This window comes from Pseudomonas sp. Pc102 (genome assembly GCF_018408275.1).
Classification (GTDB): Bacteria; Pseudomonadota; Gammaproteobacteria; order Pseudomonadales; family Pseudomonadaceae; genus Metapseudomonas; species Metapseudomonas tohonis.
In genome coordinates, this window is the sequence record NZ_AP021905.1 from 4,428,843 (window position 1) to 4,442,893 (window position 14,051).

A 14,051-nucleotide genomic window follows, 5' to 3' on the forward strand; every position below is an offset into this window, starting at 1 on the left:
ATGACCGCGACCCTGAAACGCCTGCCGGGTGCGCTCACCTGGCTGATCTCGCCCCTGGCGCTGCTCGCGCTGTGGGCCGTGGTGGCCGACGCCGGCCTGTTCCCCCGCCAGTTGCTGATCCCGCCGCTGCACGTGCTGCAGGCCTTCGAGGAGCTGCTGCAGAGCGGCGAGCTGCAGGAGCACCTGGGCGGCAGCCTGTCGCGCCTGGGCCTGGGCTTCTGCTTCGGCGCCGTCGGCGGCCTGGCCTTCGGCGTGCTGATGGCGCTGTCGAAGCAGGTGGAGGCCTATTGCGGCCCGCTGTTCCATTGCCTGCGGCAGATTCCCAGCATCGCCCTGATCCCGATGTTCGTGCTGTTCTTCGGCATCGAGGAGACCTTCAAGATCGTCATCGTCGCCAAGGCGGCGTTCTTCCCGGTGGCCCTGGCCGCCAGCGAGGGGGTGAAGGCCATCCCGCGCAGCTACTTCGAGGTGGCCGACGTGTACCGCCTGAGCTGGCCGACCCTGGTGCGCGAGGTGGCCTTCCCCGCCGCCGCGCCACCGATCATCACCGGCCTGCGCATCAGCCTGACCCGCGCCTGGGTGGTGCTGGTGGCCGCCGAGCTGCTGGCCGCCGACAGCGGCCTGGGGCAGATGATCGAGATGGGCCGGCAGATGCTGCGCATCGATGTGGTGATGGTCGGCGTGCTGGTCACCGGGGTGATCGGCTTCGGCCTCGATTTCATTTTCCGCCTGCTGGAACGTCGCCTGTTCCGCTGGCAGTCGCGCTAGGAGATGCCCATGTCCCGAATCCTTTCATGGCTGCCGCGCCTGCGCGGCCTGGTGCTGCCGCTGGCCCTGCTGGCCGGCTGGGAAGCCCTGTCGCGCCAGGACGCCGCCAACGCCTATGCCTTCGTCCCGCTGAGCAGCATCGGCCGGGCGGCGGTCGAGCTGCTGGGCAACGGCGAGCTGCTGGTCAACCTCTTCGCCAGCCTGGCGCGCACCAGCGGCGGGCTGCTGTTCGGCGTGATCGCAGGCCTCGCCCTGGGCGTGCTGATGGCGCTGTCGAAGGTGGCCGACCGGCTCATCGGCCCGCTGTTCCATGCCATCCGCCAGGTGCCGATGCTGGGCTGGATCCCGCTGATCGCCATGTGGTTCGGCAATGGCGAATTCTCCAAGGTGCTGATCGTCTCCCTGGCCGCCTTCTACCCGATGGTGCTCAACACCTACGAGGGCTTCACCCAGGTGGAGAAGCGCTACCGCGAGGTGGGCCGGGTCTTCGAGCTGCGCCCCTTGCAGCAGTTCCGCCATGTGCTGCTGCCGGCCGCGCTGCCGAGTATCGCCACCGGCCTGCTGCACGCCCTGGCCTTCGCCTGGGTGACGGCGGTGGGCAGCGAGCTGTTCCTCTCCTCCGGGGCGGGCCTGGGCAACCTGATGATGAGCGCCGAGGCCGGCTCGCGCATGGAGGTGATCGTCCTCGCGGTGCTCTGCATCGGCCTGCTCGGCTACCTGATGAACCTCACCTTTTCCCGCCTGGCGCGCCATCTGCTGCGCTGGCGCAACACCCGTTGAACACAGGTTGATGACCATGACAGCACTCCCACAGAAGGCCCCGCTGGGGCAGCCCCACACGCTGACCGGTGCCCTGGAGATCCGCGGCCTGAGCAAGCAGTACCGCATCGAAGGCCGCACCCTGCCGGTGCTCGAAGGCATCGACCTGAAGGTCGCCCCCGGCGAGTTCGTCAGCATCGTCGGCGCCAGCGGCTGCGGCAAATCCACGCTGCTGCGGCTGATCGTCGGCCTGGAGAACGACTACGAGGGCGAGATCCTCCTCGACGGCCGGCGCATCGCCGCCACCAGCCTGGAGCGCGGCATCGTGTTCCAGGACCACCGCCTGTTCCCCTGGATGACGGTGCGCGAGAACATCGCCCTGGCCCTGAAGAACCACCGCCTCAGCGCCGCCGAGAAGGAGCGGCTGGTGGCCGAGCACATCGCCCTGGTCAACCTGCAGGGCTTCGAGAATGCCTGGCCGCACCAGCTTTCCGGCGGCATGGCGCAACGCGCGGCCATCGCCCGGGCGCTGGTGAACAAGCCCAAGGTGCTGCTGCTCGACGAGCCCCTGGGCGCCCTCGACGCCCTCACCCGCGTGCATCTGCAGCGCGAGCTGCAACGCATCTGGATCCAGCAGCGCAGCACCATGATCATGGTCACCCATGACGTCGAGGAGGCGCTCTACCTGGGCGACCGGGTGATCGTCCTCGACTCGCACCCGGGGCGCATCAAGCACGAGATCCGGGTCAACCTGCCGCACCCACGCGACCGCGCCTCGCCGCTGCTGCAGAAGCTCAAGGAAGAACTGCTCACCGAGCTGACCGGCCACGACACCCCCGCCACCGGCCAGGCGGCCTGAGGAGCGCAGCATGCGGATCGTCACCCTCGCCGGCAGCCCCGGCCTGCGCTCGCGCTCCGGCGTGATCCTCGCCCACGGCCAGCGCTGGCTCGTCGCGCACGGCGCGACCGTGCGCCACTTCGGCATCCACGACTTCAAGGCCGAGGACCTGCTCCACGCGCGCTTCGACAGCCCGGACGTGCAGGCGCTGATCGAGGCGGTGGCCGGCGCCGATGCGCTGGTGATCGCCACGCCGGTGTACAAGGCGTCCTTCTCCGGGGCGCTGAAGACCCTGCTCGACCTGCTGCCGGAGCGCGCCCTGTGCGACAAGCCGGTGCTGCCCATCGCCAGCGGCGGCAGCCTGGCCCACATGCTCGCGGTGGATTACGCGCTCAAGCCGGTGCTCTCCGCCCTCAAGGCGCAAGAGGTGCTGCACGGCATCTTCGCCATCGACGCCCAGGTCAGCTACGACGACCAGGGTGGCACCCTGGCCGACGACCTGCACCAGCGCCTGGAGGACGGCCTGCAGCAGTTGCTGGAAATCCTCCGGCGCCGCCCCGCACGGCTGCATCCACACCAGTTGGGCGAGAGCCTGAAGGCGGCGCGCTGGGGCATCTGATGCAGCGCCCTCCTCTTCGCCGCGAAAAACCGGCGGCTGGTTAGATCGATTATTCACTTCAGTTCTTTGCATAGCGCTGAAGTGAATATCCATAGCGTCGATCCGGCCTTCCCCACGCCCTGCTCGATCGCTCCAGCAGACGAATGGACGCTCCTGCCTCGAAACTCCCTGCCATACCGTCATTAGCGCTGCCGATGCGGGCTCGACCGCTGCTTCCTGAGCATCTTGTTGGCCCCGCCGCGCTGCCTAGAATCGGCCCCACGAAACCTTTCGACCCATCCGAACAATTCTGGCTTCAGGGAGTTTGAACATGATGAACGCGATGCAGATGCCGATGAACGCCGGCATGAACATGAACGGCATGATGATGCCCATGGGCATGCCGATGATGATGGCCACCATGTCCTGCAAGATGATGGACGATTGCATGGAATGCACCATGATGCCGGCCGCCGGCATGGACATGGCCATGTTCCGCAACAGCTGCGAAATGATGTCGATGATGATGGATTGCGGCATGCCGATGATGATGCACTGCGGCAACATGTCGATGATGTGCATGTCCCAGGCCGGCATGGCGATGATGCCCATGATGGGCATGCCGCAGATGACCATGATGCCGATGATGATGGGCATGCCCATGCCGTCGATGAAGTGCATGATGACCTGCTCCATGCAGGGCAACGGCATGATGTGCAAGATGATGCCGATGCAGGGCATGAACATGGACATGTTCAAGAACTGCTGCGCACTGATGATGAAGATGATGGAGTGCGGCATGCCGATGATGATGAGCTGCAACGGCATGCCGGTGATGTGCTGCACCTGCTGACACACCGCCCGTGAAAAAGCCCGGCCAGGGAAACCTGGGCCGGGCTTTTTTTCATCCCGTCATGGGCGACGCCCACCGTGAACGATGGGACGGCCCGGATGGCATGAGCGGTGGGCTGAAGCCCACCCTACGGAGCGTCACGAATGGATTACCGCTGGACCGTGGCTCGTAGGATGGGTAGAGCGGAGCGAAACCCATGCGGTGGTAGCTGTGGGTACGCTCGATGTCACTGTTCACGCGGGATGTGTTCGAGCATACCTGCAACCGCGCATTGATGGGTTTCGTACCTCTACCCATCCTACGAAACCGTACCGCGAAAGACCCGCCGCAGGCATAGGGCTGCGGATGGCCGGATAGTCCATCGCGAATGAATTCGCTCCCACAAGGCGACGCATGACAGTGCCGCGATTGGTGCGGATCTAGTCCAGGCTTTCCGGGTAGGTCATGACCAGGTAGATGATCGCTTCGCTGTTGGCCGGGTTGCGATAGCTGTGGGGCTGGTCGGCATAGAAGAGGATCGAATCCCCGGTGGAGAGCAGGTAGCGCTCGTCGTTGACGCTGACTTCCAGCACGCCCTGGGCGACCACCAGGTTCTCCTGGGTGCCCGGCGCGTGGGGCTGGGCTTCCTCGGTGGCGAGGCCGGCCAGGCGCACTTCGTAGAACTCGGCCTGGCGCTTCACCTCGAAGGGAAACAGCGCGCGGCTGACGAAGCCCTCCCCGGCGCTGACCAGGCGCTTGCTCTGCGCCGCCGGCAATACCGCGACGCCAGAGAAGGCGCGGTCGTCGAGGAAGGCGGCGACCGAGACCTTGAGCCCCTGGGCGACCTTGCACAGCACCTTGATGGAGGGGACGCTGCGCCCCGACTCGATCTGCGCCAGCATCGCCCGGCTGACGCCGGAGAGCCGCGCCAGGGCGTCGAGCGACAGTTGCCGCTTGCTGCGCAGGCGCAACAGGTTATGGGCGACCCGCTGGCTGATCAGGTCGTCGTCACGGTTGCCGGCGTTGGGTTGGGCGAGTTCGAGGGCGGGGCTATCCGGGGCGAGGAATGAGCTGGGGGCGCTCATGCCTCAGGCCTCCCGCGAGCGATCCAGCGACCCGCTCTGGACGAGCTGGTGGGCCGCGTAGCCGGAACGCAGGGCGTACATGCTCCACATCAGCTCGGCCATGCGGCGCGCCTGGCGGCGTACACGGTAGCTGTTGAGGTCGATGACGTCTGCGGTGCGGCTCATGGATGTCTCCTCGGGAGCGCTGGAGTGACTCGATGGGGAGGAGACTATCACCGCACTTTTTATATCCATAAATAATAAATTTTCATTTATTAATTACCTATGGAGCTAAGTGAGCACACCCCTTTCAAGGTTCCAGGTGGATGCTGCGGCCCAGCTCGTCGAACAGCGTCACCACCGAGCGCAAGGCGCGGCAATCGGGACGGGTCAGCAGCCACAGGGCGGTGTCGCACGGGCTCAGGTCGGCCTCCAGCGGTTGCAGTCCGTCCTCGATGAGAAAACGCGGCAAGGCCGCGACGCCAAGGCCGGCCCGGGCCATCTGGGCGACCGCGAGCATGCTGTTGCAGCGATAGGCCGGCACCAGCGCCGGGAAGCGCTGGCGGCGCCAGACCACGCTGGGGTGGTTGGGCAGGAATTCGTCAGGGGCGATCCAGGCCATGGCCGCCAGGTCCGCCGGGTCGCGCCCGTGCAGGTAGGCGGGGCTGGCGCAGAGGGCGTAGGGCACGGCACCGAGGCAGCGCCCCACCAGATGCTGCGGGGGCGCGGTGGTCAGGCGCAGGGCGATGTCGGCGTCGCGGCGGCTGAGGTTGGCGAAGTCGTTGGAGGTAGCCAGTTCCAGGTGCAGGGCCGGGTAGCTGGGCATGAAGCGCGCCAGCGCCGGCAGCAGCAGGCCATGCAGCACCGAGTCGGTACAGGTCAGGCGCACGGTGCCGGCGAGCACCTCGCGCCCCTGCTCCAGCGCGACCCGGGCGGCCTCCAGGGCGTGCTCGGCCTGTTCCGCCTGCTGCGCCAGGAGCAGCGCGGTACTGCCGGGCAGGTAGCCGGCGCGGCTTTTCTCGAACAGCTCCTCGCCCAGGGCCTTCTCCAGCCTGCGCACCGCGCGGAACACGGTGGAGACGTCCACCTGCAGCAACTCGGCGGCCCGCGCCAGGCTGCCGCCACGGACCAGGGCGAGCACTAGGGCGAGGTCGCCGTGCTCCAGGCGATAGTGCGCAGCTGCAATGATCAATTGTGTTTTCGCCAATATTGAGTGCCGATGCGCAACTATATAGTCCGCCTGCCACCGCGCATATCGCGCCGCAGACAAGGAACGGACATGGCCCGCCCTCGCACTTCCCGCATCCGCCTCGCCCTGATCGGCGACCAGGACCTTTCGATCACCGCCCACCAGGCCATTCCCGAGGCGCTGTCGCTGGCCGCATCGGCGCTGGATATCGGCCTGGGCCACCAGTGGCTGGCCACCGACGGCATCGACGCGGGCGCCCTCGCCGGCTTCGACGGCATCTGGTGCGTGCCGGGCAGCCCCTACCGCGATACCGAGGGCGCGCTGCGTGCCATCGAACATGCCCGGGGCCACGGCGTGCCCTTCCTCGGCACCTGCGGCGGCTTCCAGCACGCGTTGCTGGAATACGCGCGCAACGTGCTCGGCTGGGTCGACGCCGAACACGGCGAGACGGCACCGGACGCGGGTCGCCAGGTGATCGCGCCACTGGCCTGCTCCCTGGTGGAAGCCATCGACGCGGTGCACCTGGCGGCCGGGTCGCGCATCGCCCGGGCCTATGGCGCACAGCTCGCCTTCGAGGGCTACCGCTGCCGCTACGGGCTCAACCCGCAGTTCGAGGCGGCGTTGCTGGGCGGGCCGTTGCATGTCGGCGCGCGGGACGCCAGCGGCGAGGTGCGCGCGGTGGAGCTGGAGGGCCATCCCTTCTTCGTCGCCACGCTGTTCCAGCCGGAACGCGCAGCCTTGGCCGGGCGCCTGCCGCCGCTGGTGGCGGCCTTCGTCGAGGCCTGCGCGCAATGAGCGGCGGCGGGCAGGGGTTCGCCCGGACACCGGCAGCGCCTTACTACGCGGTGATCTTCACTTCGCGGCGCACCGCCCTCGACGACGGCTACGGCGACACGGCCGAGCGCATGGTCGAGCTGGCACGCCAGCAGCCGGGCTTCCTCGGCGTGGAGTCGGCGCGTGGGGCGGATGGGCTGGGCATCACGGTGTCCTACTGGGAGAGCGAGGCGGCGATCCTCGCCTGGAAACGCCAGGCCGACCACAGCCTGGCGCGGGCACGGGGCCGGGCGGACTGGTACGACGCCTTCGAGGTGCGCATCGCCCGGGTGGAGCGCGCCTACGGCTTCTCCCGCGAGGGGGAGTCGGGCTGAGGCCGGCCGTGATTGCGCTGGAAGGTCTCCTCGCCCATGGCGGCGATCTGGCCGTCGATCAGCGCTTCGAAGGGCTTGAGCAGGGCATCGAAACGGGCCGGGGCCTCGAGCAGGTCCAGCGCCTGGGCGATGGCTTCGATGGTCGAAAGGGCCCCCGGCGCCGGGGCCTTGCGCAGGCGGTAGCGGGAGATGCCCCCGGCCGGCAGTGTCACCCGGGGCAAGGCCGCAAGGGCGGGGTTGCTATGCAGCAGCTTGCGCGCCTTGCGCCAGGTGCCGTCGGGCACCACCACCAGCAACGGGCGTCCGGCGCTGCCGGCCACCTCCGCCAGCGACACGGCCTCGTCCCCCGGGAACAGCAGGCGCGCGTCATGGCGCGGGTCGGCCAGCTCGGCGGCCAGTCCGGGGAACTGCTCGCCCACCCGCAGCTCGGCATTCTCCAGCCCCAGCGCCGCCAGCCGCGCGGTGTTCAACGCATGCCCCACCTCGCTCGGGTGCTGCAGGACGAGCACGCGCGTACGGCTGGGCAGGCTGGGGATCAGCGGGCACAGGCAATGGCTGGCGGGGCGTTGGCAGCGGGGGCATTGGGGGCGGGACATGGGCGGGGATTCTGCCATGATGCCGAGCACGGCGTGGGCCATTTTCGCGAATGAATTCGCTCCCACGGGAGGGACGGCGCTGTGCGCCGTTGGGCGAATGAATTCGCCCCTACAGAGGCAAGGAGATGACCGCTGCGTAGGGTGGAGGTCGCTTTTTACCTCCACCGGGCGGAGTCGAGCGCGGCACGTTGTGATGCCTGGAACTCAGCATCGATGGGTTTCGCGGAGCTCGCGGAACGCCGCCCGACCCATCCTACGGATACGGGGGCGGGGTTCGGGAAAGTGGGGCATCCCTGCCCCGGGAGCCGCGCCCTCCTGCGTGGCTCCGCCGCCCATGCCCGGTCGCTATCGGTTGAACCGCTCCGCCAGGCTGTGCAGGTACTCGGCCATGTGTTCGAGGTCCTGGCTGATCTGCGCGCCCTCCTGGGCCTGCCCGGCGCTGTGGTCGGAGAGCTGGGCGATCCGCGTGATCTGCCGGCTGATGTCGTCGGCCACGTGGCTCTGCTGTTCGGACGCGGCGGCCATCTGCTGGCTCATGCCGGTGATGCGCGTCACCGCCTGGCTGATGCCTTCCAGCGCCTTGCCCACGGCCTCGACGCTGCCGACGCTGTCACGGGAGATTTCCTCGCCCCGGCTGGCGGTGGCCACCGCGCGATCGGCGCCGGAGCGCAAGGAGGCGATGATCTGGTGGATCTGCTCGGTGGACTGGCGAGTGCGCGAGGCCAGCGAGCGCACCTCGTCGGCCACCACCGCGAACCCCCTGCCCTGTTCGCCGGCCCGCGCCGCCTCGATGGCGGCATTGAGCGCCAGCAGGTTGGTCTGCTCGGCGATGGAGGTGATGACATCGGCCACGCTGCCGATGGACTGGGTGGAATTGGCCAGCTCGTTCACCGCCTGGCCGATCTCGCTCACCGCGCCGGCCATGTGCTGCATCGCGCTCAGGCTTTCCCCGGCCAGGCCGCGTCCCTGCTGTGCCAGGCGGTCGGCCTCCTCGGCCGCGTGGGCGGTGTTCTGCACGTTGTGCGAGACCTCCTGGATGGTCGCCGCCATCTGGTTGATGGCGGTGGCGGACTGGTCGGTCTCGGAACGCTGCTGCTCAAGCAGCTCGGCGCTGGAACGCGACAGCCGGGAGGAGTCCGAGGCGCGTTGCTTGACGTTGATGCCCGCGTCCTCCAGCCGCGTGAGCGCCGTCTGCAGGCGCGCCTCCTCGCTGATCATGGCCATGTCGAGCAGCGCCTGCGCCCCCTTGTTGGTGGAGTAGGTCAGCGACACCAGGCCGCTGGTGAAGGCCTTGGGGTGCTCGGCCAGGGTGCGGCGGATGGTCTGCCGCTTGCTGTAGAGCTGGTAGGAACCGAGGGCGAACATGGTCACCACCATCAGGGCGATGAGCGCCGGGCCGCCGATGAGCAAATGACCGGCGAGGATGACCAGGGTGGCGAGGATCACCGGCCAGGAACGGACCAGGTCGTAGGTCCAGTACTCGATCCAGGGCACTGGCGGCTTGCCGGCACGCAGCCGCGCATAAAGGGCATCGGCGCGCTGCACCTGCTCGCGGGTGGGTAGCGAGCGTACGGACTCGTAGCCGGACATCTGGCCGTTCTCGTACACCGGGGTGACATAGGCGCTGACCCAGTAGAAGTCACCATTCTTGGAACGGTTCTTCACCAGGCCCATCCAGGGCTTGCCCTGCTTGAGGGTGTCCCACATGTGGCCGAAGACCGCGGGCGGCATGTCGGGGTGGCGCACCAGATTGTGCGGCTGGCCGATCAGTTCCTCGCGGGAGAAACCACTGATCTCGACGAAAGCGTCGTTGCAGTAGGTGATCTTGCTGCTGAGATCGGTGGTCGAGATCAGGCGTTCGGTGGCCGGGAAGGTTCTTTCACGCTGGGTGACGGGTAGATTCTGGCGCATGCGCAAATCCCTGTGATTGGTACGTGTGTACGTCCTGGCCCACAGAAATTAGGTCTAGCACAGGCTTGCAGCGCCGCCAGAGGCACCAGCCATTATTTTGGCATCAACGCGCAGGAAGCCCCGCAAGCGTCAGGGAAACGCCAGCGAAGCGGCAGTCAGCGCAGGTTCAACTGGGCCCGCAGCAGGTCGCGGAAGGTGACGATCAGGGGCTCGCGGGCACGGCCCCGGCGCAGGATCATCGAGAACGGCGCCTGGTAGCCGAAGGTGGCCGGCAGCAGGCCGCGCAGGCGCTGCTGGTCGACCCAGCTCTGGGCGTAGTGCTCCGGCAGGTAGCCGATGTAGGCACCGGAGAGCACCAGGATCAGTTGCGCCTCCATCGATTCCACCGTCGCCGCGCTGTGCTTGAAGCCATGGCGCGCCAGCTCCGCCTGGCTCCAGTAACCGCGCCCGACCATGCGCTGCTGGGTGATGACCTCGGCGGGGATGCGCCGCTCGGCGAACAGCGGGTGGCGGTCGCTGCAGTAGAGCCAGTGCTGCTCGCGGTACAGGGGCTGGTAGACCAGGCCGTTCATGCGCGTGGAGAAGGCGCCGATGGCCAGGTCCAGGCGGTTCTCCAGCACGCCGAGCTGCAGGTCGTAGGGGCTCATCACCGAGAGGTGCAGGTGCACGGCGGCGTGTTCCCGGCTGTAGGCGCCGATGACCTCGGCCAGCGGAAGGGCCGGGTCGCTGACGGTGGAGTCGAGCACCCCCAGGTTGAGGGTGCCGCGCAGCTCGCCCTTGAGGGAGGCGGAGTAGCGCTCGAAGCCTTCCAGCTCGCCGAGCAGGCGCAGGGTCTCCTGGTAGAACAGCTCGCCCTTGCTGGTCAGGCTGAAGCCGCCCCGGCCGCGATGGCAGAGGGTCAGGCCCAGGTGCCCTTCGAGCTGGCTCATGTAGGTGCTGATGGCCGAGGTGGAGAGGTTCAGCTCCTGCTGCGCGGCGGCAAAACCCTGGTTGCGCACCACGGTGGCGAAGATGCGCAGCAGCTTGAGGTCGGGAAGGGTGTTGGACATAGGGCTCCGGCAAAACTATCGACGACAGGGCTCCGTGGGAGCGAATTCATTCGCGATGCGGGCCACAGGCCCTCCAATCCGCCGCCAGGCGCCGCTTCGCGGCGTTTCGCGGATGAATCCGCTCCCACCACAACGGTGCTACTGCGACAGATCGGCGCAGTCTACCTGCTGCGGATAGTTTAGAAATACCTGAAGTGATTATTTGCCCGTGGGGATTCTTCCCGCATCGCCAGGTCACCAGAATCGCCCCACGACAACCACAACAAACGTGAGGCCACCCCGTGGACAAGAAACTCCACCAGCCCCTGGGCGGCAATGAAATGCCCCGTTTCGGCGGCATCGCCACCATGCTTCGCCTTCCCCACATCCAGACCCCCGCCGGGCTCGACGCCCTGGACGCCGCCTTCGTCGGCGTGCCCCTGGACATCGGCACCTCGCTGCGCTCCGGCACCCGCTTCGGCCCCCGCGAGATGCGCGCCGAGTCGGTGATGATCCGCCCCTACAACATGGCCACCGGCGCCGCCCCCTTCGATTCGCTGAACGTGGCCGACATCGGCGACGTCGCCATCAACACCTTCAACCTGCTCGACGCCGTGCGCATCATCGAGGAGGAATACGACCGCATCCTCGGCCACGGCATCCTGCCGCTGACCCTGGGCGGCGACCACACCATCACCCTGCCGATCCTGCGGGCCATCAAGAAGAAGCACGGCAAGGTCGGCCTGGTGCACATCGACGCCCATGCCGACGTCAACGACCACATGTTCGGCGAGAAGATCGCCCACGGCACCACCTTCCGCCGCGCGGTGGAAGAGGACCTGCTCGATTGCGACCGCGTGGTGCAGATCGGCCTGCGCGCCCAGGGCTACACCGCCGAGGACTTCAACTGGAGCCGCAAGCAGGGCTTCCGCGTGGTCCAGGCCGAGGAGTGCTGGCACAAGTCGCTGGCCCCGCTGATGGCCGAGGTGCGCGAGAAGGTCGGCGGCGGCCCGGTGTACCTGTCCTTCGACATCGACGGCATCGACCCGGCCTGGGCGCCCGGCACCGGCACCCCGGAGATCGGCGGCCTGACCACCATCCAGGCGATGGAGATCATCCGTGGCTGCCAGGGCCTGGACATCATCGGCTGCGACCTGGTCGAGGTCTCCCCGCCCTACGACACCACCGGCAACACCTCCCTGCTGGGCGCCAACCTCTTGTACGAAATGCTCTGCATCCTGCCCGGCGTGGAGCGTCGCTGAGCATGGACCGCCACGCACAGGTCATGGAGGCCGCCAGGGAACTGGTGGCCGCCTTCGCCCGCAACGACACCGAGGCCTATTTCGCCGCCTTCAGCGAGGACGCCAGCTTCCTGTTCCACACCACCCCCGGTGTGCTGCAGGGCCGCGCGGCCTACCGCGAACTCTGGGATGCCTGGCAGCGCGAGGGTTTCCGCGTGCTGGGCTGCGAATCGCGCAATCCGCTGCTGAGCCTGCAGGGCGACGTGGCGATCTTCATGCACGAAGTGGTCACCCGCCTGCGTGTGGGCGGTGAGGCGATCACGAGCCTGGAGCGGGAGACCATCGTCTTCCGCCAACAACAAGAACAGGGCCGTTGGCTGGCCTGTCACGAGCACTTGTCGGCCATGCCGGAGCACCTGCCCCAAACCTGATGAGGCTCCCCCGGGAGAACAACGATGCATAACAACAATAACGAGCAAAGCCTGACCCGAATCGAGACGTTCGGTGTCGAGCAGATCCCCGACCACGAGCGCAACGCCAAGCCCGTCGACCTGTTCCGCATGATCTTCGGCGGCGCCAACACCTTCGCCACCGCCGTGCTCGGCAGCTTCCCGGTGCTCTTCGGCCTGTCCTTCGAGGCGGGCATGTGGGCAATCCTGCTGGGCGTGGTGGTGGGCTCGCTGATCCTCGCGCCGATGGGCCTGTTCGGCCCGCTCAACGGCACCAACAACGCGGTCTCCTCCGGCGCCCACTTCGGCGTGCACGGGCGAATCGTCGGCTCGTTCCTCTCGCTGCTCACCGCCATCGCCTTCTTCTCCCTTTCGGTGTGGAGCTCGGGCGATGCCCTCATCGGCGGCGCCAAGCGCCTGATGGGCCTGCCGGAAACCGACCTGACCCTGGGCCTGGCCTACGGCCTGTTCGCGGTGCTGGTGCTGACGGTGTGCATCTACGGCTTCCGCTTCCTGCTGTGGGTCAACAAGGTCGCGGTGTGGAGCGCCAGCGCGCTGTTCCTGCTGGGCGTGTTCGCCTTCGCCGGCCCCTTCGACGCGAGCTACGCAGGCTCGGTGCAGGTGGGCAGCGAGGGCTTCTGGGCCGCCTTCATCGGCGCCGCCCTGCTGGCCATGAGCAACCCGGTGTCCTTCGGCGCCTTCCTCGGCGACTGGGCGCGCTACATCCCCCGCGAGGCGAGCAAGGGCCGCATCATGGCGGCGGTGATCGGCGCCCAGCTGGCCACGCTGATCCCGTTCTTCTTCGGCCTGGTCACCGCCACCATCGTCGCCGTCCAGGCGCCGGACTACATCGCCCAGAACAACTACGTCGGCGGCCTGCTGGCCGTCTCGCCGACCTGGTTCTTCCTGCCGGTGTGCCTGATCGCGGTGATCGGCGGCATGTCCACCGGCACCACCTCGCTGTACGGCACCGGCCTGGACATGTCCTCGGTGTTCCCGCGCCTGCTCAACCGCGTGCAGGCCACGGTGATGATCGGGCTGATGTCCATCGCCTTCATCTTCATCGGCCGCTTCGCCTTCAACCTGGTGCAGAGCGTGTCCACCTTCGCCGTGCTGATCATCACCTGCACCAGCCCCTGGATGGTGATCATGATCCTCGGCCTGGTGATCCGCCGCGGCTTCTACTGCCCGGACGACCTGCAGGTCTTCACCCGTGGCGAGACCGGCGGCCGCTACTGGTTCCACAACGGCTGGAACTGGCGCGGCATGGGTGCCTGGATCCCCAGCGCGCTGGTGGGCCTGTGCTTCGTCAACCTGCCGGGGCAGTTCGTCGGCCCGCTGGGCGAACTGGCCGGCGGCATCGACGTCAGCCTGCCGGTCACCCTCGGCATGGCCGCCCTGCTCTACCTGGCGCTGCTCAACCTGTTCCCCGAGCCGGCCGAGGTGTACGGTCCGCGCGGCCCGCGCTGGGTGCGCCTGAAACGCAGCGTCGCGCCCCTGCGGGCCGAGGCCGCCTGACCCTGAACCCACCGGGGCCCGGACGGCCCCGATCCTTGCGATGAATGGACCGGCCACGCGGCAGCGCCGCGCGGCTACGCACGTCCCCGGATGCCCGTCCGGACTACAACAA

Annotated in this window: 16 protein-coding genes; 10 read left to right on the plus strand and 6 right to left on the minus strand. The window is 67.8% G+C overall.

Annotated elements, in window-relative coordinates; genetic code table 11:
* The 5 genes from PHLH3_RS20140 to PHLH3_RS20160 all read left to right on the plus strand — a co-directional run bounded on the left by PHLH3_RS20140 (nucleotide 1) and on the right by PHLH3_RS20160 (nucleotide 3,816).
* Nucleotides 1–768, plus strand: coding sequence for an ABC transporter permease (locus PHLH3_RS20140; protein ID WP_213625528.1), 768 nt, complete (start codon nucleotides 1–3; stop codon nucleotides 766–768).
* 9 nt (nucleotides 769–777) lie between these two features.
* Nucleotides 778–1,548: an ABC transporter permease gene (locus PHLH3_RS20145; protein ID WP_213625529.1), complete on the plus strand. Its 771-nt coding sequence runs from the start codon at nucleotides 778–780 to the stop codon at nucleotides 1,546–1,548.
* A 16-nt stretch (nucleotides 1,549–1,564) separates the two neighbouring features.
* Complete coding sequence (locus PHLH3_RS20150; protein ID WP_213625530.1) at nucleotides 1,565–2,386, plus strand: ABC transporter ATP-binding protein; 822 nt, start codon at nucleotides 1,565–1,567, stop codon at nucleotides 2,384–2,386.
* Between the two features lie 10 nt (nucleotides 2,387–2,396).
* Nucleotides 2,397–2,984, plus strand: a complete 588-nt coding sequence (gene ssuE, locus PHLH3_RS20155) for an NADPH-dependent FMN reductase (RefSeq protein WP_213625531.1) — start codon at nucleotides 2,397–2,399, stop codon at nucleotides 2,982–2,984.
* 310 nt (nucleotides 2,985–3,294) lie between these two features.
* The gene (locus PHLH3_RS20160) at nucleotides 3,295–3,816 is read left to right on the plus strand and encodes a hypothetical protein (RefSeq protein ID WP_213625532.1); all 522 of its coding nucleotides are present in this window, start codon (nucleotides 3,295–3,297) and stop codon (nucleotides 3,814–3,816) included.
* 419 nt (nucleotides 3,817–4,235) lie between these two features.
* On the opposite strand, the gene PHLH3_RS20165 is transcribed toward PHLH3_RS20160, so the two are convergent.
* From PHLH3_RS20165 to PHLH3_RS20175, 3 genes are all read right to left on the minus strand, one after another.
* Nucleotides 4,236–4,880: an XRE family transcriptional regulator gene (locus PHLH3_RS20165; protein ID WP_213625533.1), complete on the minus strand. Its 645-nt coding sequence runs from the start codon at nucleotides 4,878–4,880 to the stop codon at nucleotides 4,236–4,238.
* A 3-nt stretch (nucleotides 4,881–4,883) separates the two neighbouring features.
* A complete protein-coding gene (locus tag PHLH3_RS20170) occupies nucleotides 4,884–5,045 on the minus strand; it encodes a hypothetical protein (RefSeq protein WP_173178928.1) in 162 nt (53 codons plus the stop codon).
* Between the two features lie 124 nt (nucleotides 5,046–5,169).
* On the minus strand, nucleotides 5,170–6,051 hold the full coding sequence (locus PHLH3_RS20175; RefSeq protein ID WP_244862915.1) for a LysR substrate-binding domain-containing protein: 882 nt from the start codon (nucleotides 6,049–6,051) through the stop codon (nucleotides 5,170–5,172).
* An 87-nt stretch (nucleotides 6,052–6,138) separates the two neighbouring features.
* Between PHLH3_RS20175 and PHLH3_RS20180 the strand changes: the two genes are divergently transcribed.
* Together PHLH3_RS20180 and PHLH3_RS20185 are read left to right on the plus strand one after the other, a co-directional pair.
* Complete coding sequence (locus PHLH3_RS20180; protein WP_213625535.1) at nucleotides 6,139–6,843, plus strand: CTP synthase; 705 nt, start codon at nucleotides 6,139–6,141, stop codon at nucleotides 6,841–6,843.
* On the plus strand, nucleotides 6,840–7,196 hold the full coding sequence (locus PHLH3_RS20185) for an antibiotic biosynthesis monooxygenase (RefSeq protein WP_213625536.1): 357 nt from the start codon (nucleotides 6,840–6,842) through the stop codon (nucleotides 7,194–7,196). Before PHLH3_RS20180 ends, PHLH3_RS20185 begins: the two co-directional genes overlap by 4 nt.
* Here PHLH3_RS20185 and PHLH3_RS20190 read toward each other — a convergent pair.
* The 3 genes from PHLH3_RS20190 to PHLH3_RS20200 form a co-directional block, all read right to left on the minus strand.
* The gene (locus PHLH3_RS20190; RefSeq protein WP_213625537.1) at nucleotides 7,163–7,792 is read right to left on the minus strand and encodes a DTW domain-containing protein; all 630 of its coding nucleotides are present in this window, start codon (nucleotides 7,790–7,792) and stop codon (nucleotides 7,163–7,165) included. The two genes, PHLH3_RS20185 and PHLH3_RS20190, sit on opposite strands and share 34 nt — an antisense overlap.
* 345 nt (nucleotides 7,793–8,137) lie before the next feature.
* Nucleotides 8,138–9,703 (minus strand): methyl-accepting chemotaxis protein, encoded by a 1,566-nt coding sequence (locus PHLH3_RS20195; RefSeq protein WP_213625538.1) that lies wholly within the window; start codon nucleotides 9,701–9,703, stop codon nucleotides 8,138–8,140.
* Nucleotides 9,704–9,858: 155 nt separating this feature from the next.
* A complete protein-coding gene (locus PHLH3_RS20200) occupies nucleotides 9,859–10,752 on the minus strand; it encodes a LysR family transcriptional regulator (RefSeq protein WP_213625539.1) in 894 nt (297 codons plus the stop codon).
* A 281-nt stretch (nucleotides 10,753–11,033) separates the two neighbouring features.
* Between PHLH3_RS20200 and speB the strand changes: the two genes are divergently transcribed.
* From speB to PHLH3_RS20215, 3 genes are read left to right on the plus strand one after another with little or no spacing between them, the layout of a single operon-like run.
* On the plus strand, nucleotides 11,034–11,993 hold the full coding sequence (gene speB, locus PHLH3_RS20205; protein WP_213625540.1) for an agmatinase: 960 nt from the start codon (nucleotides 11,034–11,036) through the stop codon (nucleotides 11,991–11,993).
* Nucleotides 11,990–12,403, plus strand: a complete 414-nt coding sequence (locus PHLH3_RS20210; protein WP_228723635.1) for a nuclear transport factor 2 family protein — start codon at nucleotides 11,990–11,992, stop codon at nucleotides 12,401–12,403. Before speB ends, PHLH3_RS20210 begins: the two co-directional genes overlap by 4 nt.
* Before the next feature lie 24 nt (nucleotides 12,404–12,427).
* Nucleotides 12,428–13,939, plus strand: coding sequence for a cytosine permease (locus PHLH3_RS20215; RefSeq protein WP_213625541.1), 1,512 nt, complete (start codon nucleotides 12,428–12,430; stop codon nucleotides 13,937–13,939).
* Nucleotides 13,940–14,051 lie beyond the last annotated feature (112 nt).

Excerpts from the sequence above, each read along its gene's own strand:
- PHLH3_RS20180 (WP_213625535.1), top strand. The coding sequence starts at position 6,139 with ATGGCCCGCCCTCGCACTTCCCGCATCCGCCTCGCCCTGATCGGCGAC.
- PHLH3_RS20170 (WP_173178928.1), bottom strand. The coding sequence starts at position 5,045 with ATGAGCCGCACCGCAGACGTCATCGACCTCAACAGCTACCGTGTACGC.
- PHLH3_RS20145 (WP_213625529.1), top strand. The coding sequence starts at position 778 with ATGTCCCGAATCCTTTCATGGCTGCCGCGCCTGCGCGGCCTGGTGCTG.
- PHLH3_RS20195 (WP_213625538.1), bottom strand. The coding sequence starts at position 9,703 with ATGCGCCAGAATCTACCCGTCACCCAGCGTGAAAGAACCTTCCCGGCC.
- PHLH3_RS20165 (WP_213625533.1), bottom strand. The coding sequence starts at position 4,880 with ATGAGCGCCCCCAGCTCATTCCTCGCCCCGGATAGCCCCGCCCTCGAA.
- PHLH3_RS20150 (WP_213625530.1), top strand. The coding sequence starts at position 1,565 with ATGACAGCACTCCCACAGAAGGCCCCGCTGGGGCAGCCCCACACGCTG.
- PHLH3_RS20190 (WP_213625537.1), bottom strand. The coding sequence starts at position 7,792 with ATGTCCCGCCCCCAATGCCCCCGCTGCCAACGCCCCGCCAGCCATTGC.
- PHLH3_RS20185 (WP_213625536.1), top strand. The coding sequence starts at position 6,840 with ATGAGCGGCGGCGGGCAGGGGTTCGCCCGGACACCGGCAGCGCCTTAC.
- PHLH3_RS20140 (WP_213625528.1), top strand. The coding sequence starts at position 1 with ATGACCGCGACCCTGAAACGCCTGCCGGGTGCGCTCACCTGGCTGATC.
- PHLH3_RS20215 (WP_213625541.1), top strand. The coding sequence starts at position 12,428 with ATGCATAACAACAATAACGAGCAAAGCCTGACCCGAATCGAGACGTTC.
- ssuE (WP_213625531.1), top strand. The coding sequence starts at position 2,397 with ATGCGGATCGTCACCCTCGCCGGCAGCCCCGGCCTGCGCTCGCGCTCC.
- PHLH3_RS20200 (WP_213625539.1), bottom strand. The coding sequence starts at position 10,752 with ATGTCCAACACCCTTCCCGACCTCAAGCTGCTGCGCATCTTCGCCACC.
- PHLH3_RS20160 (WP_213625532.1), top strand. The coding sequence starts at position 3,295 with ATGATGAACGCGATGCAGATGCCGATGAACGCCGGCATGAACATGAAC.